Below are 24,853 nucleotides of genomic sequence, written 5' to 3'. Positions count from 1 at the left end.
GATCGACTTATGCTTCTTCGCCAAACCAACAGATATTACGGGCAGCCATAATAAGCTCACCTGCTTTTTCTTCTGTCAATTCTTCAATTTCGATCAGATCATCAATGCCTTGTTCGGCCAAATCTTCAAGCGTAATTACGCCTTTGCTTGCCATTACGAATGCCAGGTGTCTATCTAAACCTTCTAATGCAAGAAGATCTTCACTTGGTTCAGCACCATCTAGCGCTTCTTCAGTCGCAAGAGCACGAGTAGAGATTGCAGCTTTTGCACGCTCTCTTAATGACTCAACGATATCTTCATCGAATCCATCAATTTCTAATAGTTCTGATTCTGGTACGTAAGCCACTTCCTCTAGAGAAGTGAAACCTTCGTCAGAAAGCAGCTGTGCGAACTCTTCATCCACATCTAATGCTTGGATAAATAAGTTAACTACTTTTGCACTTTCAGCTTGATGCTTAGCTTTCATGTCATCAACTGTCATTACGTTTAGTTCCCAACCAGATAGTTGAGTTGCTAGACGAATGTTTTGACCGTTACGACCAATTGCTTGCGCTAGGCTGTCAGCTTCTACAGCGATATCCATTGAGTGGTTATCTTCATCTACGATGATAGAAGCAACGTCAGCTGGCGCCATACAGTTGATTACGTATTGAGCTGGATTATCATCCCAAAGCACGATATCAACACGCTCACCACCAAGCTCGTTAGAAACGGCTTGAACACGTGCGCCACGCATACCAACACACGCACCGATTGGATCGATACGACGGTCGTTAGACTTAACTGCAATCTTAGCGCGAGAACCTGGATCACGAGCAGCGCCCATGATTTCGATCATCTCGTCTTGAATTTCAGGTACTTCAACACGGAATAGCTCGATAAGCATATCTGGCTTAGTACGTGTTAAGAACAACTGAGCGCCACGAGCTTCAGGACGCACAGAGTAAAGCAATGCACGAACGCGGTCGCCTGGACGGAAAGATTCACGTGAAATCAAATCTTCTTTGTACAGTACGCCGTCTGCGTTGTTGCCCAAATCAACAACTACGCTTTCACGGTTGCTCTTCTTAACAACACCAACAATTAGCTCACCTTCGCGATCGCGGAACTGATCAACAATTTGAGCACGCTCAGCTTCACGTACTTTCTGTACGATGACTTGCTTAGCTGTTTGAGTTGTAATGCGGTCGAATGCTACTGATTCGATTTCATCTTCAATGAAACCGCCTAGCTCAACTTCTGGATCGTCAAACTTTGCTGCTTCTAGCGTAATTTCACGGAAAGGGTTTTCCAATGGAACGCCTTGATCTTCAACAACCATCCAACGACGGAAAGTTTCATAAGCACCCGTTTTGCGGTCGATAGCAACGCGAACTTCGATATCACCTTCGTACTTTTTCTTGGTTGCTGTAGCTAGTGCAATTTCCAGCGCTTCAAAAATCTTTTCGCGCGGTACACCTTTCTCGTTTGAAACCGCCTCAGCGACTAGCAGAATCTCTTTATTCATTGTCTTGCCTCGTTCACCTTGAATTCATCAAAACTTAGCGATTAAGTTGCCTTTACGGATATTATCCAAAGCAACGGTAAGTTCGTTACCATCTACCGACAGATTAAGCATTTGCCCATCAACGCCAGTAACGGTGCCTTTTAAATTACGACTGCCTGCAACAGGCATCGTTAGTTGTACTTTTACAGTCTCACCGATGTAAGCCTGATACTGCTCAGCAGTAAATAGCGGTCTATCTACACCAGGAGAAGAAACTTCTAATGTGTATTCAGTTGAGATTGGATCTTCAACATCCATAACAGCACTGACTTGGCGGCTTGTTTCGGCACAGTCTTCAATGAAGACGCCTTTTTCGTTGTCTATATATAGACGCAAGATAGAATGTTTGCCCGCCTGGATATATTCCAAGCCCCAAAGCTGATGGCCTAATGCTTCAACTGGCGCTTTTAGCAGCTCTACCAGTTTGCGTTCTAATGTAGCCAAGGTAACCCCCAGAAAAACAAAAAAGGGCCTAATAGCCCCAGTACACGTCACAAAAAGTGACCGTTTTATAAGTTCCAGATAACAAAAAACCCCGTAATGACGAGGTTGATATATCCAGAACCTGTAACAGCATAGAAATAAATTTCTTTACTGGGAAGCTGGTTGCGGGGGCCGGATTTGAACCGACGACCTTCGGGTTATGAGCCCGACGAGCTACCAAACTGCTCCACCCCGCGACAACTTGTGCAAGTATATTGAGAAAGCTCTCAACTTGCAATAATAAAGGGCTCAATAGCCGCTTTATTATCCTCAATTTCGTTATAAACGAAACCAAAGATTTGGTGCGGATGGAGGGACTTGAACCCTCACGAGCATAGCTCACCACCCCCTCAAGATGGCGTGTCTACCAATTCCACCACATCCGCATAAAACCGTGGTTTGACTGTGTTAGTTAACTACTACGTTAAGAGGTTAATAGTAGTCTTACAGTCGGTATCAACCAGTTTTGATTGATACCATCATAAGTTTACTTATGATTTAGTCAGGGATCTTGTCTTCTGACTTTTCAGCTTCTTGCTGAACTTGTTCAACAACTTGTGCTGCATCACTTCCTAGCTCATCCCAAGCACCTTCAGCTTTAGTGTGGTTTGCGCTTAAGTTACCAATAGTTAAACTTAATGCAAAAAACGCTACTGCTAGAATCGCCGTTGAGCGAGTTAAAAAGTTACCAGAACCTGATGAACCAAAAAGCGTACCTGAAGCACCGGCGCCGAAAGAAGCACCCATGTCAGCACCTTTACCTTGCTGGATTAAGATCAGGCCTACTAGACCAATCGCAACCACCAAGTAAACAACCATTAGAACTTCATACATATTATGCGCTCATCGCTATCGTACATAAACTGAGAAATTCGGTAGCATTGAGGCTTACACCACCAATCAACCCACCGTCTACATCAGGCTGAGCAAACAAGTCTGCTGCATTACTCGGTGTTACGCTACCACCGTACAAAATCCTGATATTTTCTCCGATAAATGGAGATACTTCAGAGAGGCGCTTGCGAATAAACGCGTGAACTTCTTGAGCCTGCTCTGGCGTAGCGCTCTTACCTGTCCCTACTGCCCATAATGGCTCGTAAGCGATAATAGCGTTGTCAAAAGCCATGGTGCCATTTTTTTCAATGACCACATCTAACTCTTCAGCAATAACTTCGAAAGTACGTCTTGCTTCACGAGCTGGACCCGACTCACCAACACATAATATTGGCGTCAAACCATGTTTCTGAGCTGCAGCAAATTTCTCTGCTACGATATCACTCGTCTCTCCGTACATACGGCGACGTTCTGAATGACCGATAATAACATATCGACATCCTGAATCTTTCAACATCTGACCAGATATTTCACCAGTGTAAGCCCCAAAGTCGTGTTGACTTATATTCTGGGTACCCATTCTGACTAAGCAACCATTTAAGGCTTCTTTGTTTTCATCTAGTAGCTGTCGTACACTTTCTAAGTAAATAGAAGGTGGACATAATACCACTTCCGCTGAATCATCTTGGAGCTTGGTAGCGAATTTTTTGAAAAGCTCTTGCGCTAACTGCGCACTGCCGTTCATTTTCCAATTACCAGCAACCATCGGACGTCTAAGTGCCATCACTGTCTCCTTTGAAAGCGGCGTGAATAATAGCGAACCACTTGTTAAGTTACAATACCTAAAGGCGTTATTTTTAATAATCTCGGTGCAAACGCATATTTTTTACGCTACCAAGAAGTAGGTCGTACGATTAATGATTATTTTGTTTTTTAATTAACCGAAACGACGCTACTCAACCTATTTAATCCATTAAAAGCTAAACTAAATTACGCACTGCATCAGCAATATAATTGGCATATTCAGTTACTGCTGCTTGATCATCACCTTCAACCATTACACGTAATAGTGGCTCAGTGCCTGACTTACGCAGTAATACACGCCCACGAGCGCCAAGCTTTTGCTCTACTTCAGCTTGAGCTGCCAATACGCTTGCTGAAGCCAATGGATCGTTATCGCCTTCAAACCTTACGTTTACAAGTACTTGAGGCAACATTGTAATACTTTCTGTCAACTGTTCAAGCGTTGCATTTTGGCGCTGCATTGCAGCTAAAACTAAGATACCAGCGACAATACCATCACCAGTTGTGCCATGATCAAGATTTAATATATGACCCGAGTTTTCACCACCAATACGCCAATCATGCTCTTTAAGCAGCTCCATGACATAACGGTCACCTACTTTGGAACGCACAAAAGGAATATTAAGCGCTTGCAGTGCGAGGTCTAAACCTAGATTTGACATCAAGGTACCGACAACACCGCCACGAAGCACGCCACTTTTTTGCGCATCTGCAGCTAAAATATAAAGAATTTCGTCACCATCAATTACGCGACCATGACGGTTGACCATCATAATGCGGTCACCATCGCCATCTAGCGCAATACCAAGATCTGCGTTTTCAGCCAAAACTGTTTCACAGATTTTTGCCATGGAGGTGGCACCAACTTTATCGTTGATGTTTAAACCATTTGGCTTATCACCAATAGCGATCACTTCAGCGCCTAACTCTCTAAATACGTTAGGTGCAATATGGTAAGTTGCGCCATGGGCACAATCGACCACAATCTTAAGCCCACTTAAAGTTTGCTCTGCTGGAAAGTGACTCTTGCAATATTCAATATAACGGCCTGCTGCGTCATCAATACGAGCAACCTTGCCTAATAAGTGAGATTCAACACAGGTCAATGGCTTTTCTAGTTCAGCTTCGATTTCAAGCTCTACTTCATCATCTAACTTGCTACCATCATTAGCGAAAAACTTAATACCGTTATCGTAATATGGGTTGTGTGATGCACTAATAACAATACCTGCTTCAGCGCGGAAAGTACGCGTAAGATAAGCAACAGCAGGTGTTGGCATCGGGCCAATTAACATCACATCTAGGCCCGCAGCGGAAAGACCCGCCTCAAGCGCTGATTCAAACAGGTAACCAGAGATCCGAGTGTCTTTACCAATAATGACTTTATGGGTACCAGCGCGAGATAAAACACGCCCAGCAGCCCAACCTAGCTTTAGTGCCAATTCAGGGGTCATTTTGCCTGCACCAACTTTGCCACGAATGCCGTCAGTACCAAAAAATTGTCTTTGTTTCACTTGAACTCCAATTTAACTAAAGCAGTAGATCTAATTCCATTGATTCTACCGAAAAAATGTATACCTTAGCTGAATAGTGACATATTAAGTCCTATCACTTTCCAGTTTTCAGATTTAACTTACTCAAGCCAAATAAAGATCGGCCTTTAAGCTAAATATTTAAACAGTGTTTCTAAACTAAAACTTTAAACGATGGCTTTAAAGCAGATGATTAAAACAAGTTTTTAAAGTCGTTTGCAGCCTGCATCACCGCAATCGTATCGCAAGTTTCTTGTACGTCATGGACGCGCACTATTTTTGCACCTGCTTGAATTGCCAACATATTACCAGCAAGTGTTGCACTTAATCTTTGTGATACTTCACGTCCTAGTAACTGGCCGAACATGCTTTTGCGGGATAAGCCAGCCAAAATAGGTAACTTAAAGGCCTCAAACTCATTCATTCGATGCAGTAACTCATAGTTGTGTGACAAGGTTTTACCAAAACCAAAACCAGGATCAAGCACTATATGCTCGCGTTTTATACCAGCTTGAAGACAAGCATTGATACGCTCGTTAAAAAACTCACTGATATCAGCAATTACATCTTTATATTCAGGCGAGTCCTGCATAGTTCTTGGTTGCCCTTGCATATGCATTAAGCATACTGGCACATTAAGCTTGGCCGCTGTCTCTAGTGCATCTGGCTCTTGTAATGCCCTAACATCATTAATTAAATGTGCGCCAGCATTAACTGCTGCTTCCATGACAACGGCCTTACTGGTGTCGATTGAAATCCAGACATCATGAGTTTTACCGACATACTCGATTAGAGGAATGACCCGTTCAATCTCTTCTTCAGCTGACACATCCTTAGCGCCTGGCCGGGTTGACTCACCACCAATATCGATGATTTTAGCGCCCTGAGCGACCATTAGGTCTGCCTGCTGGCAAGCCACCATATACGATGAATATTCACCACCATCAGAAAATGAGTCAGGGGTAACATTAAGGATCCCCATAACCACAGGAGAGCTCAAATCGAGTGTTGTACTACCGCAGATTAATTTAGACAAAATAATGTTCCGTAAACAAGAAAACCCCAAAAAGGGGTTTTCTTTAATCAACCTAGAGCTTACTTAGCCGGAGATTCATCAGCATCACTGACATCAGGCTTGTCTTCTTGAGTTGGCTTGATTTCTTCTTTAGCCGCTTCTTCTTTCTTAGCAGATGAAGCATTGTTGCTGTTGCTGTCGTTATCATTAGACTGCTGGTCTTTTTCCCACTCAGCAGGCATACGAACTTCACGACGGGCCATTAAGTCATCAATTTGATTCGCATCAATGGTTTCGTACTTCATTAACGCATCTTTCATCGCATGTAAGATGTCCATATTTTCTGTTAAGAAAGTATGTGCACGCTCATAGTTTGAATCAATTAACTGCTTAACTTCTGCATCAATAATGCGCGCAGTGTCATCAGACATATGCTGTGACTTACCCATGCTACGGCCTAGGAAAACTTCATTTTCATCTTCAGCGTAAAGCACTGGGCCTAGCTTTTCAGAGAAGCCCCATTGAGTAACCATGTTACGCGCAATAGATGTGGCATACTTAATATCTTGCGACGCGCCAGTCGATACTTTTTCGCTGCCGTAAATAATATCTTCAGCAATACGTCCGCCATAAGCAACCGAGATTTGACTCTCAAGTTTACGACGACTTTGGCTAATTGCATCAGCTTCAGGTAAGAAGAAAGTGACACCCAATGCGCGACCACGTGGAATAATAGTCACCTTGTGCACAGGGTCGTGCTCTGGAACTAAACAACCTACGATTGCATGGCCTGCTTCATGGTAAGCAGTCATCTCTTTTTCGTCTTCAGACATCACCATAGTGCGGCGTTCAGCACCCATCATGATTTTGTCTTTTGCACTTTCAAACTCTTCCATGCCTACAACGCGACGGCTGTTACGAGCAGCAAACAATGCCGCTTCGTTTACAAGGTTCGCAAGGTCTGCACCAGAGAAACCCGGTGTACCACGAGCGATTACACTTGCTTTAACGCCATCAGCTAAAGGCACTTTACGCATATGCACTTTAAGGATCTGTTCACGACCACGTACATCAGGTAGGCCAACGACCACTTGACGGTCGAAACGACCTGGACGAAGTAATGCGGCATCTAGTACGTCTGGGCGGTTAGTCGCAGCAATAACGATAATACCTTCGTTACCTTCGAAACCATCCATCTCTACTAGCATTTGGTTAAGTGTTTGCTCACGCTCATCGTGACCACCACCAACACCGGCGCCACGTTGGCGACCTACAGCGTCGATTTCATCGATAAAGATGATACAAGGCGCAGACTTCTTAGCTTGCTCGAACATGTCACGTACACGAGATGCACCAACACCAACAAACATTTCTACGAAGTCAGAACCTGAAATGGTAAAGAATGGTACTTTCGCTTCACCGGCAATCGCCTTAGCAAGCAAAGTTTTACCTGTACCAGGAGGACCAACTAGCAACACACCAGTAGGAATACGACCACCTAGCTTTTGGAATTTGGTCGGCTCTTTTAGGTAATCAACCAATTCTTTAACGTCTTCTTTCGCTTCGTCACAACCTGCAACGTCGCCAAAAGTCGTTTTAATTTGGTCTTCGCTCATCAATTTGGCTTTACTCTTACCAAACGACATAGCGCCTTTACCGCCACCACCTTGCATCTGACGCATGAAGAAAATCCACACACCGATAAGCAATAGCATTGGGAACCAAGAGATAAAGATTTGAGTTAAGAAACCCGACTCCTCAGCCTCTTGGCCTTTCATCATGATGCCTTTACGGTCAAGATCATTGATTAAATCAAGATCTGGCATAGGCATAATGGTGACAAACTTCTCACCAGAACGAGTGGTACCTTCAATCGTACGCTGATCGCTTTTTACTTCGACAGTACTAACCTGTCCTGAGCGAACATCATCCAAAAAGGTTGAATAATCCATCTTCGTCTTAGTTGATGAAGAGGGGGAATAGCCCTGAAAAACTGACATCAACACTACAGCGATGACAACCCAGAGAATTAAATTTTTTGCCATGTCACTCAAATTACTCGACCTCTTTTAAAGTCTTTCGAAAACAAATGTTAGAGTACTTACGATAGATTACTATAACTTGTAGCCCGTCGCCACAAGATAGACTTCACGAGAACGTGGTCGTGAAGAATCGGGCTTACGAGTTTTAACCGTTTTAAACGCCTCTTTAACCGCTTTCATGTATTCATCAAAGCCCTCCCCCTGAAAGACTTTAACTGCAAAGCATCCGTTTGGTGCCAATACTTGATGACACATATCTAACGCAAGCTCTACTAAATACATGGCTCGCGGTTGGTCAACGCCACCTGAACCACTCATATTAGGTGCCATATCTGACAGCACCACATCAACTTTAGCATCACCAACACGGGTTAATAATGCATCCAGTACTTTTTCTTCGCGAAAATCGCCCTGTAGGAAATCAACACCAACGATAGGATCCATCGGTAAGATATCACACGCAATAACTTTACCTTTATCACCAGCCAATTTAACTGCGATTTGCGACCAACCACCTGGTGCAGCACCTAAATCGACAACAGTCATTCCCGGACGAATGAGTTTATCTTTTTCTTGGATCTCTTCAAGCTTAAAGGCCGCACGCGACCTTAAACCGCGCTTTTGCGACAGTTTGACATAGTGATCGTCGAAATGTTCCTGCATCCAGCGAGAAGAGCTAGCCGTTCGTTTTTTTCCTGACATTTAAAATCCGCAACAAAATTGAGAGTTACACAAAGCCTATATAAGGGTAGAATAGCGGGTTTTCAACAGTAACTCAGCATAAAGTTGGTATAAATGAACTTAACAACCAAACAAAAACAGCACTTAAAAGGCTTAGCGCACAGTCTCAAGCCTGTAGTGATGCTTGGTGGCAACGGCCTGACTGAAGGAGTACTGGCTGAAATTGATAATGCACTTTCTCATCATGAATTGATTAAAGTGAAAGTAGCCTCTGGTGACAGAGAGCTTAAAAACGCTATCGTAGACGCCATTGTACGTGAAACTCAAGCTGAAAAAGTACAGCTTATCGGTCACGTCTTAGTACTGTTCCGTCAGTCTGAAGAAATGAAAATTGCTGTGCCTAAGGCAAAGTAATTCGCAAACACGGCTTTAATCAATAAAGCCGTCAATGCAAGATGAATAAAAAGAACCGCTGATCAGTCAGCGGTTCTTTTTTTATCTATTCATGTTGCCTAAAGCTTTTACTATGGCGTTTCACTAATCGGTTCAACTTTATAATGTTCAGCACTCACCTTTAAATACTCAGGTAAGCAAGTTCCTACCGAAATTGACGAAATTGTACCAATCATAATGCCCAGAAACATAGCGATTGAAAATCCCTGCAAAGGGGCCCCGCCCATTATCCACAGCGCAGCCACAGTAAACAGCGTGGTGCCACTGGTCACCATGGTTCGTGAGAAGGTCGCCTTCACTGCACTACTGCAAATTTCATCAATGGCCATCTTAGGTTTTGCAACAAGCACCTCCCGAACTCTGTCAGCAATCACGATTGAGTCGTTAAGCGAGTAACCTAAAATCGCCAGTACAGCCGCTAGGATGGTTAAATTAAATTCCATCTGCGTTAGCGAGAAAAATGCCAGTACAAAAATAACATCATGAAATAGCGCCAATAATGCACCGCTAGCCAGACGCCATTCAAAGCGAAAACTCAAATAGCCTAAAATACACAACATTGCAGCCAGCAGTGCAAGTCCACCTTGCTCAGCCAACTCTTGACCGATTTGCGGACCAACGATACTCGAATTAAGCACTTCAACATTATCAGTTAATGGCGCCAATACAGCCTGAATATCAGCAGAAGCGGCGCTATCAACTTTAGCGTATCTGAGCACCCAACGTCCCGGCTCTCCCGCCGAAATAACACTCACTTCTTGAGCTGAATCTTTACCAAGTACCTGACTTATTTGCGCCGCTTTAATATTTGGGTCTAACTTGACCTCAGTAACAATACCACCTGTAAAATCAAGGCCCCAATTGAATCCATTGACCACAATAATCGCAATCGATGCCAGCATGATGAGTAATGAAAACACACTAGACAGGTAACGTGCTTTAGTTAATTTGCTTAAACTGCTTATATTATTGAGTTTCATATTACACCTTCACGTTACGACTAAAGTTACGACCATAAGCCCAGTTGATCAGAGCTCTCGAGGCAAATATTCCAGTAAACATACTGGTCAATAAACCAAGTCCCAAGGTCAAGGCAAAACCTTGAATAGGCCCATTACCAATGGCATAAAGTACAACTGCGGTGATCATAGTGGTGAAGTTAGCATCAACAATGGTTGAAAACGCACTGTCAAAACCTCTATCGATGGCATGAGCGAAACTTCTGCCCTCTTTGAGCTTATCTTTAATTCGCTCAAAGATAAGTACGTTAGTGTCAACTGCCATACCAACAGTAAGTACTAACCCAGCTATACCAGGTAAAGTTAAAACAGCGCCGGGGATCAGTGCCATTAAGCCAAAAATTAAAATCATATTGGCCATAAGTGCCACGTTGGCAACCCAACCAAGGCGGCGATACCAAAGTCCCATAAATAACAAAGTCACGCCCATGCCTAATGCCAGTGCAGAAAAACCATTAGTAATATTTTCTTCACCTAAACTCGGTCCAATAGTCCGTTCTTCAACTATGGTGACAGGCGCAGTCATTGAGCCTGCTCTGAGTAAAAGCGCTAACTGCTGAGCCTCGGCGTAATTCCCAGCCCCCGTAATACTGAATCGGTCACCTAACTGCGATTGGATAGTTGCAACACTAATCACCTCTGTTGTTTGTCGAATTGTGCCCTCATCATCGCGACTGTATTCGCTATAGGAGGTCGCCATAGGTTTGCCTATGTTGTCACGAGAGAAGTCCGACATCATCGCCCCCCCCTCTCTATCTAGGTGGATAACCACTTCTGGCAACCCCATTTCGCCAAGACTCGCTCTAGCATCGACAATATGCTCGCCACCTAAAACTGGACGTCTCGCAACGTACACTGGTTGGCCGTGCTCATCTGTTAATGTTTGCGCATTCACTGAACCAGGCTGCTTAACTTGATAGAAAGCTAGGCTAGCGGTAGCGCCTATTACTGATTTAGCGGCTGCAGGGTCTTGCACTCCTGGTAGTTCAATACGAATCCTGTGCTCTCCTTGGCGCTGCACCACAGCTTCAGTAATACCTAATTGCTCAATACGGCTGCGCATAATTTGCAGATTTTGCTTTACGGTCAAATCGCGAATGTTGAGCTTTTCAGCCTCAGACAAAACAACTTGTAATGATTTGTCGCCGGCATTAGACATTTGCCAGTTCGGATATTGGCTATTAATGAACTCACGAATAGCGGCGCGTTGGTTAAGATCAGTAGCTGAGATATGCACCCCGCCATCAACTTGCTGTTGTACACTCACTCCAAACAACGAGTCTTGACGCACAAATTGGCGAACCGCTTCGACGAAAACATTGTTGTGCAACTTATAAACGGGCTCAATCTCAACATCTAGTAAGAACTGCACTCCACCGCGGAGATCGAGTCCAAGTTTTATAGGGTTGAAACCTAAAGACAGCAGCCAGTTTGGTGCTGCTGGCGCTAAGGTTAATGTCAGTTTAGACGGATCTTTTACTTGCTCACTCAGCAAAGTTTTAAGCTGTGTCTGCTGTGTATTGTCAGCAAGAATAACGGTGGTTTGCCCGTGAGCCTGATCGATTCGCTTTAAATCTATGCCGTGGGATACTAATAACTGATGCAGCTCCAGCGGGTTAACATTAAGCCCGGCTTCCGGCGCAACCTGCACCGCTGCATCTTCACCAAAAAATGTCGGTAATGCACTAAATAGCATTACGGTAATTGTGACCACTAACAGCACATACTTCCATGCTGAATAATGGTTTAAAATTGTTGCTTTATTTTGCTCTCTCATATTTTGCTCTTCACTAAATACGCGATGGTGAACAGCCGAATAATTACGACTCTGCCGCATTAAAAGGCTATTCATTTTTCGTTACCGAGTGTGCTAGCTTGGTTTATATACCACAGCCTTAGCGCCTAAAAATAGGCTGTTAACAGGCAGCAGGTTAGCAATAGCGTCGCATTAAATGCATTAGCCAACATGTGTTATCTAGGCCAATGTAAATAAAGTCGATGATTTAGGCATTGGTTTATAAGCAGCTAAACATAAATTCATATAAAAGCTTATATAAAGGCGCTATAGCCTAGGCCAATCTCGGTAGCAGTATTGTTTACAATGAAATGAGATAAACCCTAGGGCTTATCAAGAGGAGCTAAGCTCTAGCTTGAGAGAAACGGTATAACAGGTTGGATTCTTTCCAGGCGGCAAGGCGATGTGCACAACTATTGACGTGCAGCACCCAATCAGCTGCGGGTTTAACATCAACTCGATAACCGATAGCGAAAGAAGGAACCGGTGGTGATGAAAACTCAAACGCCAATTCATATTGTGGCCGACTTTGCTGTGGATCATGCTGTGAAAAACTAATAAAGCGTTGTGAAACAGCCTGAATATACTCAGAGTCGTTACCACTTGATTGTTTCGCAGGGTGCTCTTTTAACGTAACAGGTAGCCCCTTTGAAGCTAACTCTGTAGTGACTCTGCGCAAATCATTTGAGTAGTGGTTAGATTGTTGAAGCTCTGTACTGGTTACAATTTGCTGCTGGTTTTGGTTTTGTTCAGACGCAGCTGCCTGCATAGGTGACAGGAAAAATCCCCCTATGAACAACATTACTAATCCAAACCGCCAAAATAACTGCACTGGTACCCAATTCAATTTTCTTTACAATAGGCGCTATACTATACCCAGATGTCTAGTGTTACCAACGCTTAAATTGTTTTTATTCGGCTTAGCCCGCAGTTATACCAATCAGTATAAGAATTTGATCTACTCAGAGCGATTTTTGGCAAACTAATTCAAGGCGAATAGCTGCAATAATGGTTATTCCCTTACAAAGCTAATCAACGCAGAAGTAGGCAGCCAAAAACGCTCCAGAATGGCGAGTTTTAGCGATTCTGATGCTGTGTTAACGAGCTTGAACGTAGAACAACTATGCCCTTTACTCGTTGCCTTGCCTCAAAACCGCTAAACTCTCGCTGAGTGACTAAATGTTTATACTGATTGGTATTAAACAAAAAACCGCTAAAAAGCGGTTTTTGAATCTTCATCTAAGCAGCGATTAAACAACAAGGCTACAAAATTTAGATGTAATCAACTTTAATGATTTCGTAATCGTTAGTGCCACCCGGCGTTACGATAGAGATTTCATCATCAAGGTTTTTACCAATTAGACCACGAGCAATCGGTGAGCTAACAGATAACAGGTTCTCTTTAATGTTAGCTTCGTCTTCACCCACAATGCGGTAGGTTACTTCTTCGTCTGTATCTACATTCAAAATAGTAACGGTAGAGCCGAAGATCACGCGGCCATTGTTAGCCATAGTGGTTACGTCGATAATTTGCGCGTGAGATAACTTACCTTCAATATCTCGAACACGCGCTTCGCATAAACCTTGCTCTTCACGAGCTGCATGGTATTCAGCGTTTTCTTTTAAGTCACCTAACTCGCGCGCTTCACCAATTGCTTCTGCAATCTTTGGACGGCGCTCAAACTTAAGATAATCTAATTCTTTACGTAGCTGTTCAGCACCGATAATGGTCATTGGAACCGTACTCATAAGCTTCTTTCGTCTCCTTTAAAACAAAAGCAGGCCTTGCTCAATACTTATCGTTGGCAAGGTAAAATCTGGTGGAATTACGTTATTGTAAACGCAGAGGGCAATCGATGCACCCAAATCTGTACTTGCTCGCGATCTAGCTATCTCTCAAGCTAGCAATACAATATTTGATTCAAATGGCGAAACAAGACAGTAGAGCTTACTCAACCTTCAGCCTAGTTGCTAGCAAAGCTGCATAAATATTTATTTAATGTCTGTTCCGTAGTTGCCCTATCGCAGCAATTAACCACAAACAATAAAAAAGGCCGCTTAAAGCGGCCTTTATTTTCAAGTTTCGCTTAACTTACTTGGTAATGCGCTTATGCAGTTCTTGTACTGAAGTCACATTCGAGCGGTCATCCGCAGAGTGTGCCATACAAGTTGCAAATGCCGCATTCAAGGTCGTTGTGTAGTTCACTTTGTAACGCAGTGCACCACGACGTAGCTGACGTGAGTCTTCAATCGCCTTACGACCTTCAGTCGTGTTAACAATGTAGGTGTACTCACCATTCTTAATACGGTCAAGAATGTGTGGACGACCTTCATGTACCTTGTTTACTAGACGTGGGTTAATACCCGCTTCGCCTAAGATAACCGCAGTACCGTGAGTGGCGTCAATTTGGTAACCAAGCTCAATTAATTGAGCGGCCAAATCAGCTACACGTGCTTTATCGCTATTACGTACAGACAGTAATGCGCGGCCAGACTTAGGTACTTCTGATGTCGCACCAAGCTGTGCTTTCGCATAGGCTTCAGCAAATGTGTCACCCACACCCATTACTTCACCGGTTGAACGCATTTCAGGGCCAAGCAGAGGGTCAACACCAGGGAACTTGTTAAACGGCAATACCACTTCTTTTACAGAGTAGAATGGCGGAATAACTTCTTCGGTGAAGTTCTGTGACTTAAGGCTTTGACCAGCCATCACACGTGCTGCGATTTTAGCTAGCGGCACACCTGTCGCTTTCGATACAAATGGCACGGTACGTGCTGCACGAGGGTTAACTTCAATCATGTAGATCTCGTTATCCTTCACCGCAAACTGTACGTTCATTAGACCCACTACACCTAGCTCCATTGCAAGTTTCCCCACTTGCTCACGCATGCGGTCTTGAATGTCTTGGCTTAGGCTATATGGCGGCAGTGAACAACCTGAGTCACCAGAGTGAACACCCGCTTGCTCGATATGCTCCATGATTGAGCCAATCACAACGGTCTCGCCATCACATACTGCATCGATGTCGATTTCAATTGCGTTATCCAAGAAGTGATCTAGTAATACTGGAGACGCATTAGATACGCTTACCGCTTCGTTGAAGTAGCGACGTAAGTCTTGCTCGTCATATACGATTTCCATTGCGCGGCCACCTAGTACATAAGATGGACGAACAACTAGCGGATAACCGATGCGCTCTGCTGAAATAACCGCGCCTTCTACTGTGGTTACTGTATCGTTTTCAGGCTGTTTCATGCCTAAACGTTCAATCGCTTGCTGGAAACGCTCACGGTCTTCAGCGCGGTCGATGGCATCAGGGCTAGTACCGATAATTGGTACACCAGCAGCTTCTAGGTCACGTGCAAGTTTAAGTGGTGTTTGACCACCGTACTGCACGATAACGCCTTTTGGCTTCTCAATACGTACAATTTCAAGCACGTCTTCAAATGTCACTGATTCGAAGTACAAACGGTCTGATGTGTCATAGTCGGTAGAAACCGTTTCAGGGTTACAGTTAACCATGATGGTTTCATAACCGTCTTCACGTAGCGCTAGCGCTGCGTGTACACAACAGTAGTCAAACTCAATACCTTGACCAATACGGTTTGGACCACCGCCTAGTACCATGATTTTGTCACGGTTAGACGGGTTAGCTTCACACTCTTCTTCATAAGTAGAGTACATGTAAGCTGTATCAGTTGAGAACTCAGCTGCACAAGTATCAACGCGCTTGTATACAGGGTGAATTTCAAAACGAGTACGTAGCTTACGTACTTCACTTTCGCTCACACCAGCCAGTGCCGCTAAACGAGAGTCAGCGAAACCTTTGCGCTTTAGTTGACGTAATGTGTGTTCATTTAGACCAGCAAGGCCATTCTCAGCGACTTCTGCTTCAGACTTTAATAGATCTTCAAGCTGAACAAGGAACCAAGGATCGATGTTAGTTAGACCAAAGATATCTTCAACAGAAAGACCAGCGCGGAATGCATCAGCAATGTACCAAATTCGGTCTGCGCCTGGCTCTTTCAGCTCATGACGAATGCGAGTTAGCGCTTCGCTATCAGCCAGGTCGATGTGTGGGCATAAACCATTTTTACCAACTTCAAGACCACGAAGGGCTTTTTGTAGTGACTCTTGGAACGTACGACCAATTGCCATTACTTCACCCACAGACTTCATCTGTGTGGTTAGACGATCGTTTGCACCCGCAAACTTCTCGAAGTTAAAGCGAGGAACCTTAGTTACCACGTAATCGATTGCTGGTTCAAATGACGCAGGTGTTGCGCCGCCAGTAATGTCATTGCTTAGCTCATCAAGAGTGAAACCAACCGCTAGCTTGGCTGCAATCTTAGCAATCGGGAAGCCTGTTGCTTTTGATGCTAATGCAGATGAACGTGATACACGTGGGTTCATCTCGATGATAACCATACGGCCATCTTTCGGGTTGATACCAAACTGAACGTTTGAACCACCGGTTTCAACACCAATTTCACGTAGCACTGCTAGCGATGCATTACGCATCAACTGGTATTCTTTGTCAGTCAATGTTTGCGCTGGCGCAACAGTGATTGAGTCACCAGTGTGAACACCCATTGGGTCGAAGTTTTCGATAGAACAAACAATAATACAGTTATCGTTGCGGTCACGGACCACTTCCATCTCGTACTCTTTCCAACCAATCAAAGATTCGTCGATAAGCAGTTCGTTAGTTGGTGATAACTCAAGACCTTGAGAACAGATATCCTCAAACTCTTCTTTGTTATAAGCGATACCACCGCCGCTGCCACCCATGGTGAAAGACGGACGAATAATACATGGGAAACCAACTTGGTCTAATACGCCGTAAGCTTCTTCCATAGTATGTGCGATACCCGCACGCGGACACTCAAGACCAATCGACTTCATTGCTTTGTCGAAACGGCTGCGGTCTTCCGCTTTGTCGATTGCATCAGCTGTTGCGCCAATCATATCAACATTAAACTCTTTTAGTACGCCGCGGCTTTCAAGCTCAAGTGCACAGTTAAGTGCTGTCTGGCCGCCCATTGTTGGCAAAATCGCGTCTGGACGCTCTTTAGCAATAATGTTGCGTACCACTTCCCACTGAATTGGTTCGATGTATGTTGCATCGGCCATCTCAGGGTCTGTCATAATGGTTGCAGGGTTAGAGTTAACTAGAATAACTCGGTAGCCTTCTTCGCGTAGGGCTTTACAGGCTTGGGCGCCTGAGTAGTCAAACTCACAGGCTTGACCAATCACAATTGGTCCAGCACCTAGGATAAGAATACTCTTTATATCTGTACGTTTTGGCATTGCTTAAATCTTCTCCCGGATGAAGTTACTACTTGGCGTTTTTGCGGTACAACTCAATCAAATCAATGAAATGATTGAATAACGGCGCGGCATCATGTGGTCCAGGGCTCGCCTCAGGGTGGCCTTGGAAACTAAATGCTGGCTTATCAGTTAGGTGAATACCTTGCAATGAGCCATCAAACAGTGACTTATGCGTCACCTTAATGTTGGCTGGTAGTGTTGCTTCATCAGCGGCAAAACCGTGGTTTTGGCTGGTGATCATCACATTACCTTGCTCGATATTGCTCACTGGGTGGTTAGCACCATGGTGACCAAACTTCATTTTCAGTGTTTTAGCACCTGAAGCTAGCGCGAGTAACTGGTGACCCAAACAGATACCAAAAACTGGAATATCAGTCTTTAAGATCTCTTGAATCGCCGCAATAGCATAATCACATGGCTCTGGGTCGCCAGGACCGTTTGATAGGAAAACCCCATCAGGATTCATCGCTAGCACTTCGCTAGCAGGAGTTTGAGCTGGAACTACTGTTACGTCACAACCGCGGTCAACTAACATACGTAGGATGTTGCGCTTAACACCATAGTCGTAAGCAACCACTTTATACTTTAGTTCAGCTTCAGGAGTGTCAGATGGCAAACCGCCAACTAAACGCCAGCTGCCGCTGCGCCATGAGTAAGTTTCATTTGTTGTAACTTCTTTAGCTAAATCCATGCCTTTAAGACCAGGGAAGGCTTTAGCTGCAGCTAGCGCTTTAGCTTCATCTAAATCACCAACCATGATACAACCGGCTTGGGCGCCTTTTTCGCGTAGGATACGAGTTAATTTACGGGTATCGATATCAGCAATACCAACAACGTTGTTAGCGATCAAATAATCGCTTAAAGATTGCTGATTTCGAAAGTTACTTGCCACTAATGGCAAGTCTCGAATGATAAGGCCACAAGCATGAACAGAATCAGATTCTGTGTCTTCTTCATTGGTACCAGTATTACCAATATGTGGATAAGTGAGGGTGACCATTTGACGTGAATATGATGGATCAGTCAAAATTTCTTGGTAACCAGTCATTGAAGTGTTAAATACGACTTCACCAACAGACATCCCTTCAGCACCGATAGCAGTGCCAGAAAAAATGGTTCCATCTTCAAGTACGAGTAAGGCAGACTTTGTCAACGCGACCTCCGGAAAGAGCCAAATCATTGAAATTAATTGTTTTTTATGTGTTTTTAAAATACCAACTTTCGCTAAAATGCAAAATTTTGACAAATTCCGCCAATTTTATATGTAAAATTAAAATCTGTCTATAGTACAGGTAAGAAATTTGTCAAAAAAATTTTTTAGCAAAAAAAAACCGCTAATAGCGGTTTTAAATAATTATGCTTTCAAGCCTAAGACTTGCTGCATATCATAAAGCCCAGCATTTTGATCAACTAACCAAGTTGCAGCGCGCATGGCGCCGTTAGCAAAGGTCATTCGACTTGATGCTTTATGAGTGATCTCTAAGCGCTCACCAATGTCAGCAAACAATGCAGTATGTTCACCCACAATGTCACCGGCACGTACAGTGGCAAAACCTATGGTTTCTCTGTCACGTTCACCCGTAATGCCCTCACGACCATAAACCGCGCATTTTTCTAAATCACGACCTAAGGTTTCTGCAATCACTTCGCCCATTTTAAGCGCAGTGCCAGACGGTGCATCTTTTTTATATCTATGGTGGCCTTCGATGATTTCAATATCGCTGTAGTGACCCATCACCTCTGCGGCAACTTCAAGCAGTTTCCACATAAGGTTAACGCCAACAGCCATGTTCGGCGCCATCACAATTGGCACCTGATCGGCATAAGCTGAGATTTGCTCTTTTTGAGCATGATTAAACCCGGTGGTACCAATTACGATTGCCTTGCCATGTTTTGCACACCAGTCGGTGTGAATTACAGACGCTTCAGGCGAAGTAAAGTCGATAAGTACATCAAAGTCATCTACCGCTTTATCGAGTGAATCCGTGATAGCTACATTCATTGCACCAACACCTGCAAGCTCACCCGCATCGACACCCATTAGGGTCGATCCCGCTCGTTCAATCGCAGCACCTAACAAAATAAGTTCATTTTGTTTTGCCGCTTCAATAAGAGTACGTCCCATACGGCCGCTGCCGCCGGTTATTGCCACTCTTACGCGTTCAGTCATCTCAGTTACTCCCTGCAAATGTCAAAAAAAAGCCTAAGTATTAACTTAGGCTTATTGTCTAACTTAGATAATATCTAATAGTTCAACTTCGAATACCAAAGTTGAATAAGGTGGGATCGCAGCACCTGCGCCACGCTCACCGTATGCAAGGTGCTGTGGTACGAATAGTCTCCACTTAGAACCTACAGGCATAAGTTGTAGTGCTTCAGTCCAACCAGCGATAACGCCAGAAACTGGGAATTCAGCAGGTTCACCACGAGTAACAGAGCTATCGAACACGTCACCAGAAATGAAAGTACCATGGTAGTGAGTACGTACTGTAGAATCGTAACCAGGCTTGTCACCATTACCTTCAGTAATGATTTCGTACTGTAGACCAGACTCTAGCGTTACAACGCCTTCACGCGCACCGTTGTCAGCAAGGTACTTATCACCTTCTTCAGATGCAGCTGCAGCAGCTTCTTCTTGTACTTTCTGGATACGCTGGCTGATTTCAGTGAATGCAATTTGCATATCTTGCATAGATACAACGCTTTCTTTACCTTCGAATGCGTCAGATAGACCCAATTGAACGGCTGAAATATCGATACCTTCAAACGAATTAGCAGCTAGTTGCTCACCAAGTTGACGACCAACACCGTAACTTGCTTGACCTTCAATTGTACTGAACTTATCAGACATAATGATTGTACTCTCAATGATTCAATGAATTTTCGCGCGCAACTTTATCATATTTATTGTGATATTGCCCTAAAAACTGTCGCTATTTTGGCCTTTGACAAATATTTTTCACACTCGATTTGCTTAGCAGATATAACGGCTGTGCTTTTGCCTGCATTTGCTGCAATTGCGCAATACGTTGACCATGAGATGGATGAGTAGAAAGTAGCTCTGGGCCCTGCTCCCCCCCTGCTTTTGACATGTTCTGCCAAAGTTCGACACTTGCAGCGGGATCAAAACCCGCCTTTGCCATCAGTTCAACCCCAATAATATCGGCTTCCGATTCTTGGCTGCGACCATAGGGTAATATGTAGCCCACCTGCACACCCAAACCTAACGCTGCCATGTAGAGTTCTTTATCAGCTATACCACCGGCACCTAATGCAATATCAGCCAGCTGCATACCTGCACCGGTCATTTGTGCACGCGATACCTGCTCATTACTGTGGTTGGCAAGCACATGGGCAATTTCATGACCTATCACTGTTGCAAGTTGGTCCGAGTCTGTAGCAACATCAAGCAAGCCAGTATATACGCCAATATGGCCACCAGGCAGCGCAAAGGCATTAACTTGTTCAGATTCAAATACAACCACTTCCCACGGTAAGCTTTGATCCGGTAAAGCATCGGTCACTCTATCTGCCACACATTTCACATAGGCATTAACCGCCTTATCTTGGCTGACTTTTTCTTGTTGTTTGATCTGAGCAAATGAAGACTCACCAAGCGTTGACATCTCCTGTGTGGAAAACAGTAGCGTTTGCCCACGTCCTGTTGGTGATTGATGTGTTGCGCAGCCCGAGGTGATTAATACAGAAAGAAGTAATAGTGGAAAGATTTTCATCAATGGTAGTCCTTTGTATTGCTAGACCAATATTTAGGTTCTAAAAAGATTCTATCAAACTTCCATTACTTTTTGACTCTAGAGTCAATATCACAATTAAGTTATACCGATTTCTATTAGTTAAAGAGCAATTTTTTCTGCCATAAAAAAACCTCGCTTTGCGAGGTTTTATAAATTTAATTTCAGCGATAGCGCTTTGAAATAAAATTAGCTATTCAGATCTTGAAAAAACTTCTTCACACCGTCGAAGAAACCTTCAGCTTTAGGGCTGTGTTTCTTTGATTGGCCTGTTAGTGTCTCTTCAAATTCACGTAATAGTTCTTTTTGACGCTCGTTAAGGTTAACGGGTGTTTCCATCACAACCTTACATAGCAAATCACCTACAGCATGGCTACGCACAGACTTAACGCCCTTGCCGCGCATACGGAACATACGACCAGTTTGGGTTTCTGCTGGGATCTTAAGATTTACTTTACCATCAAGTGTTGGCACTTCAATCTCGCCACCTAATGCAGCCTTGCTGAACGAAATTGGCACTTCACAATATAAGTTGTTGCCATCACGCTGGAAAATAGCATGTTCACGTACGCTAACTTGTACGTATAGGTCGCCAGGGGGAGCACCATACTCGCCCGCTTCACCTTCGCCAGATAGACGAATGCGATCGCCTGTATCGACACCTGCTGGGATCTTAACTGAAAGCGTTTTGCTCTTTTCAACACGGCCTTCGCCATGACACTTATTACAAGGATCTTTGATGATCTTGCCGCGGCCATGACAGGTTGGACAAGCTTGCTGCACCGCAAAGAAACCTTGGCGCATTTGTACTTGGCCTTGACCATGACAGGTGCCACAAGTTGTTGGCGTAGTGCCTTTTTTAGCGCCGCTACCATCACAGACATCACAGGCTGCAAGCGTAGGAATGCGTAGTTCTTTAGTTAAACCACGCACCGCTTCTTCAAGAGACAGCTCAAGGTTATAACGTAAATCACTTCCGCGAGCCGCTTGGCGCTGACCACCACGGCGTCCACCGCCGAAGATATCACCAAATACGTCACCGAAAACGTCACCAAAATCGGCGCCGCCACCGAAACCACCACCGCCGCGGTTTGGATCAACGCCAGCATGACCAAACTGATCATATGCCGCTTTCTTATCGCCGTCGGTTAAAATTTCATAAGCTTCTTTAGCTTCTTTAAAGCTAGCTTCGGCTTCTTTATCACCCGGATTACGGTCTGGGTGGAATTTCATTGCTAAACGCTTGTAAGCTTTCTTAATTTCGCGTTCGCTGGCGTCACGTCCGACACCTAATACTTCGTAATAATCGCGCTTTGACATAGTGTTTTATTTTCTTTGCTAAAGTTGCACAAACGGGCGTTAGAGTTTCCTCGTAACGCCCGCTACAATAATTTAGGAGTTACCCGTCATTATTTTTTGTCGTCTTTAACTTCTTCAAACTCAGCGTCAACTACGTCGTCATCTTGCTTAGCAGCTTTAGCTTCGCCTTCTGGTTGACCTTGTTGTGCTTGCGCTTTAGCTTGAGCGATTTCCATTAACTTAGCAGACGCTTCCATTAGCTCTTGAGTTGCTTTTTCAATCGCTTCTTTGTCATTGCCTTTAGCAGCAGTTTCAACGTTAGCCATTGCAGCTTCAATTTTTTCTTTCTCGTCGCTTGGTAGCGCTTCGCCCGCTTCTTCGATTTGCTTCTTAGTGCCGTGAACCATGCCATCAGCTTGGTTACGAGCAGTTACTAGCTCTTCGAATTTAGCATCTTCGTCAGCGTGTGCTTCAGCATCACGAACCATAGCTTCAACTTCTTCATCACTTAGGCCTGAAGAGGCTTTAATAGTGATGTTTTGTGCTTTACCAGTCTTCTTGTCTGTAGCAGATACATGCAAGATACCGTCAGCATCGATGTCGAAAGCAACTTCAATTTGTGGCATGCCACGTGGAGCTGGCTCGATACCTTCTAGGTTGAATTGACCTAGAGACTTGTTACCGCTTGATTGCTTACGCTCACCCTGAAGTACGTGAATTGTCACAGCACTTTGGTTGTCGTCAGCAGTCGAGAATGTTTGTGAAGCTTTAGTCGGGATAGTGGTGTTCTTCTCGATAAGCTTAGTCATTACGCTACCCATAGTCTCAATACCTAGAGATAGTGGAGTAACGTCTAGTAGCAATACGTCTTTAACGTCGCCAGATAGTACGCCCGCTTGAACCGCAGCACCGATAGCAACCGCTTCGTCTGGGTTAACGTCTTGACGTAGTTCTTTACCGAAGAATGCAGAAACTTCTTCACGTACTTTAGGCATACGTGTCTGACCACCAACAAGGATTACCTCGTTAACATCAGATACAGATAGGTCAGCATCAGCTAGAGCAACTTTTAGTGGCTCTAAAGAACGTTTGATCAAATCTTCAACTAGTGACTCAAGTTTTGCACGAGTGATTTTAACCACTAAGTGCTTAGGACCTGTTGCATCAGCAGTGATGTATGGCAGGTTAACTTCAGTTTGGCTAGTGCTTGATAGTTCGATCTTAGCTTTTTCTGCCGCTTCTTTTAGACGTTGCATAGCTAGTGGATCGTTACGTAGGTCTAGACCTTGCTCTTTTTTGAACTCGTCAGCAAGATACTTGATCATACGGTTATCAAAGTCTTCACCACCTAAGTGAGTGTCACCGTTTGTAGCAAGAACTTCGAAAGTTTGCTCGCCATCAACGCTGTCGATTTCGATGATAGAGATATCGAATGTACCACCACCTAAGTCGTAAACTGCAACGATGTTGTCGCCTTGCTTCTTATCGATACCGTAAGCTAGTGCAGCAGCTGTTGGCTCGTTGATAATACGCTTAACTTCAAGACCTGCGATACGACCCGCATCTTTAGTTGCTTGACGTTGTGAATCGTTAAAGTATGCAGGAACAGTAATAACCGCTTCTGTTACTTCTTCACCTAAGTAATCTTCTGCAGTCTTTTTCATCTTCTTTAAGATTTCAGCAGAGATTTGTGGTGGAGCCATTTTCTTGCCTTGAGCTTCAACCCATGCGTCGCCGTTGTCAGCGCCGATGATTTTGAATGGCATGATATCTACGTCACGTTGAACTTCGTCATCTTTAAAACGACGACCGATAAGACGCTTAATAGCAAATACTGTGTTTGTTGGGTTTGTAACAGCCTGACGCTTTGCAGACTGACCAACTAAAGTTTCATCAGCAGTGTATGCGATGATTGAGGGTGTAGTACGATCGCCTTCAGCATTCTCCAATACGCGCGCTTTGTCGCCATCTAATACTGCAACACAAGAGTTAGTTGTGCCTAAATCGATACCAATAATTCTACCCATGGAGTCCTCCGAAAAACTTTTTTAAAAACTAAATTTGTTATCTGGTTTATGAAGTGGGGACAGACCGAATGTTTTTCAAGTCTTTTTATCACCCTAAATCTTCTCTTACCCCCTATATTGGGACGTTTAAGATGATTACAAGGGAGAATTATAAAAATTATCTGAAGTGTGGATTAATTTGATCTAGCGCGTTGTATCAAAACCACTCAAAAACGTATAATGCATGCAATCTATGA

At 44.1% G+C, this 24,853-nt stretch carries 20 protein-coding genes and 2 tRNA genes; 1 reads left to right on the top strand and 21 read right to left on the bottom strand.

Annotated elements, in window-relative coordinates; all coding sequences use genetic code 11:
- Nucleotides 1–7: 7 nt before the first annotated feature.
- The 10 genes from nusA to rlmE all read right to left on the bottom strand — a co-directional run bounded on the left by nusA (nucleotide 8) and on the right by rlmE (nucleotide 8,958).
- Nucleotides 8–1,507 carry a transcription termination factor NusA gene (gene nusA / locus L2740_RS07740; protein ID WP_248949469.1) on the bottom strand — a complete coding sequence of 500 codons (1,500 nt, stop codon included), beginning with the start codon at nucleotides 1,505–1,507 and terminating at the stop codon, nucleotides 8–10.
- Between the two features lie 27 nt (nucleotides 1,508–1,534).
- A complete protein-coding gene (rimP, locus tag L2740_RS07735) occupies nucleotides 1,535–1,990 on the bottom strand; it encodes a ribosome maturation factor RimP (protein ID WP_248470987.1) in 456 nt (151 codons plus the stop codon).
- A gap of 159 nt (nucleotides 1,991–2,149) precedes the next feature.
- A tRNA-Met gene (locus L2740_RS07730) sits at nucleotides 2,150–2,226 on the bottom strand.
- A gap of 103 nt (nucleotides 2,227–2,329) precedes the next feature.
- Nucleotides 2,330–2,415, bottom strand: a tRNA-Leu gene (locus tag L2740_RS07725).
- Between the two features lie 112 nt (nucleotides 2,416–2,527).
- The gene (secG, locus tag L2740_RS07720; RefSeq protein ID WP_248470988.1) at nucleotides 2,528–2,863 is read right to left on the bottom strand and encodes a preprotein translocase subunit SecG; all 336 of its coding nucleotides are present in this window, start codon (nucleotides 2,861–2,863) and stop codon (nucleotides 2,528–2,530) included.
- A 1-nt stretch (nucleotide 2,864) separates the two neighbouring features.
- A complete protein-coding gene (gene tpiA, locus L2740_RS07715; protein ID WP_028769143.1) occupies nucleotides 2,865–3,647 on the bottom strand; it encodes a triose-phosphate isomerase in 783 nt (260 codons plus the stop codon).
- A 196-nt stretch (nucleotides 3,648–3,843) separates the two neighbouring features.
- Nucleotides 3,844–5,181 carry a phosphoglucosamine mutase gene (gene glmM, locus L2740_RS07710; RefSeq protein WP_248949468.1) on the bottom strand — a complete coding sequence of 446 codons (1,338 nt, stop codon included), beginning with the start codon at nucleotides 5,179–5,181 and terminating at the stop codon, nucleotides 3,844–3,846.
- 211 nt (nucleotides 5,182–5,392) lie between these two features.
- Nucleotides 5,393–6,235: a dihydropteroate synthase gene (gene folP, locus L2740_RS07705; protein WP_248949467.1), complete on the bottom strand. Its 843-nt coding sequence runs from the start codon at nucleotides 6,233–6,235 to the stop codon at nucleotides 5,393–5,395.
- A 59-nt stretch (nucleotides 6,236–6,294) separates the two neighbouring features.
- Entirely contained in the window at nucleotides 6,295–8,259 is a 1,965-nt protein-coding gene (gene ftsH / locus L2740_RS07700) for an ATP-dependent zinc metalloprotease FtsH (protein ID WP_248949466.1), read from the bottom strand.
- A gap of 69 nt (nucleotides 8,260–8,328) precedes the next feature.
- Nucleotides 8,329–8,958 (bottom strand): 23S rRNA (uridine(2552)-2'-O)-methyltransferase RlmE, encoded by a 630-nt coding sequence (gene rlmE / locus L2740_RS07695; protein WP_248470992.1) that lies wholly within the window; start codon nucleotides 8,956–8,958, stop codon nucleotides 8,329–8,331.
- Between the two features lie 93 nt (nucleotides 8,959–9,051).
- Here rlmE and yhbY point away from each other — a divergent pair, with 93 nt between their 5' ends.
- A complete protein-coding gene (yhbY, locus tag L2740_RS07690) occupies nucleotides 9,052–9,351 on the top strand; it encodes a ribosome assembly RNA-binding protein YhbY (RefSeq protein WP_202721862.1) in 300 nt (99 codons plus the stop codon).
- 110 nt (nucleotides 9,352–9,461) lie between these two features.
- Here yhbY and secF read toward each other — a convergent pair whose 3' ends face one another.
- From secF to dnaK, 11 genes are all read right to left on the bottom strand, one after another.
- The gene (gene secF / locus L2740_RS07685; RefSeq protein WP_248949465.1) at nucleotides 9,462–10,370 is read right to left on the bottom strand and encodes a protein translocase subunit SecF; all 909 of its coding nucleotides are present in this window, start codon (nucleotides 10,368–10,370) and stop codon (nucleotides 9,462–9,464) included.
- A 1-nt stretch (nucleotide 10,371) separates the two neighbouring features.
- Complete coding sequence (gene secD, locus L2740_RS07680) at nucleotides 10,372–12,186, bottom strand: protein translocase subunit SecD (RefSeq protein WP_248949464.1); 1,815 nt, start codon at nucleotides 12,184–12,186, stop codon at nucleotides 10,372–10,374.
- A gap of 361 nt (nucleotides 12,187–12,547) precedes the next feature.
- Nucleotides 12,548–13,006, bottom strand: coding sequence for a hypothetical protein (locus tag L2740_RS07675; RefSeq protein ID WP_248949463.1), 459 nt, complete (start codon nucleotides 13,004–13,006; stop codon nucleotides 12,548–12,550).
- Nucleotides 13,007–13,476: 470 nt separating this feature from the next.
- On the bottom strand, nucleotides 13,477–13,953 hold the full coding sequence (gene greA, locus L2740_RS07670; protein WP_248470995.1) for a transcription elongation factor GreA: 477 nt from the start codon (nucleotides 13,951–13,953) through the stop codon (nucleotides 13,477–13,479).
- 343 nt (nucleotides 13,954–14,296) lie between these two features.
- Nucleotides 14,297–17,518 carry a carbamoyl-phosphate synthase large subunit gene (carB, locus tag L2740_RS07665; protein ID WP_248949462.1) on the bottom strand — a complete coding sequence of 1,074 codons (3,222 nt, stop codon included), beginning with the start codon at nucleotides 17,516–17,518 and terminating at the stop codon, nucleotides 14,297–14,299.
- A 28-nt stretch (nucleotides 17,519–17,546) separates the two neighbouring features.
- A complete protein-coding gene (gene carA / locus L2740_RS07660; RefSeq protein WP_220761615.1) occupies nucleotides 17,547–18,719 on the bottom strand; it encodes a glutamine-hydrolyzing carbamoyl-phosphate synthase small subunit in 1,173 nt (390 codons plus the stop codon).
- 174 nt (nucleotides 18,720–18,893) lie between these two features.
- Entirely contained in the window at nucleotides 18,894–19,709 is an 816-nt protein-coding gene (gene dapB, locus L2740_RS07655) for a 4-hydroxy-tetrahydrodipicolinate reductase (protein ID WP_248949461.1), read from the bottom strand.
- 63 nt (nucleotides 19,710–19,772) lie between these two features.
- Nucleotides 19,773–20,390, bottom strand: coding sequence for a BamJ family beta-barrel-assembly machinery protein (locus L2740_RS07650; protein ID WP_248470998.1), 618 nt, complete (start codon nucleotides 20,388–20,390; stop codon nucleotides 19,773–19,775).
- Nucleotides 20,391–20,472: 82 nt separating this feature from the next.
- The gene (locus L2740_RS07645) at nucleotides 20,473–21,273 is read right to left on the bottom strand and encodes a M48 family metallopeptidase (RefSeq protein WP_248949460.1); all 801 of its coding nucleotides are present in this window, start codon (nucleotides 21,271–21,273) and stop codon (nucleotides 20,473–20,475) included.
- 207 nt (nucleotides 21,274–21,480) lie between these two features.
- Complete coding sequence (gene dnaJ / locus L2740_RS07640; RefSeq protein WP_248949459.1) at nucleotides 21,481–22,611, bottom strand: molecular chaperone DnaJ; 1,131 nt, start codon at nucleotides 22,609–22,611, stop codon at nucleotides 21,481–21,483.
- 89 nt (nucleotides 22,612–22,700) lie between these two features.
- Nucleotides 22,701–24,617 carry a molecular chaperone DnaK gene (gene dnaK / locus L2740_RS07635; RefSeq protein WP_248949458.1) on the bottom strand — a complete coding sequence of 639 codons (1,917 nt, stop codon included), beginning with the start codon at nucleotides 24,615–24,617 and terminating at the stop codon, nucleotides 22,701–22,703.
- Between the last annotated feature and the right edge of the window lie 236 nt (nucleotides 24,618–24,853).

The sequence above is a fragment of the Shewanella pneumatophori genome (genome assembly GCF_023283895.1).
Taxonomy (GTDB): Bacteria; Pseudomonadota; Gammaproteobacteria; order Enterobacterales; family Shewanellaceae; genus Shewanella; species Shewanella pneumatophori.
Note: the sequence above shows the minus strand (reverse complement) of the source record. Positions and strands in the feature narration are given on the sequence as shown.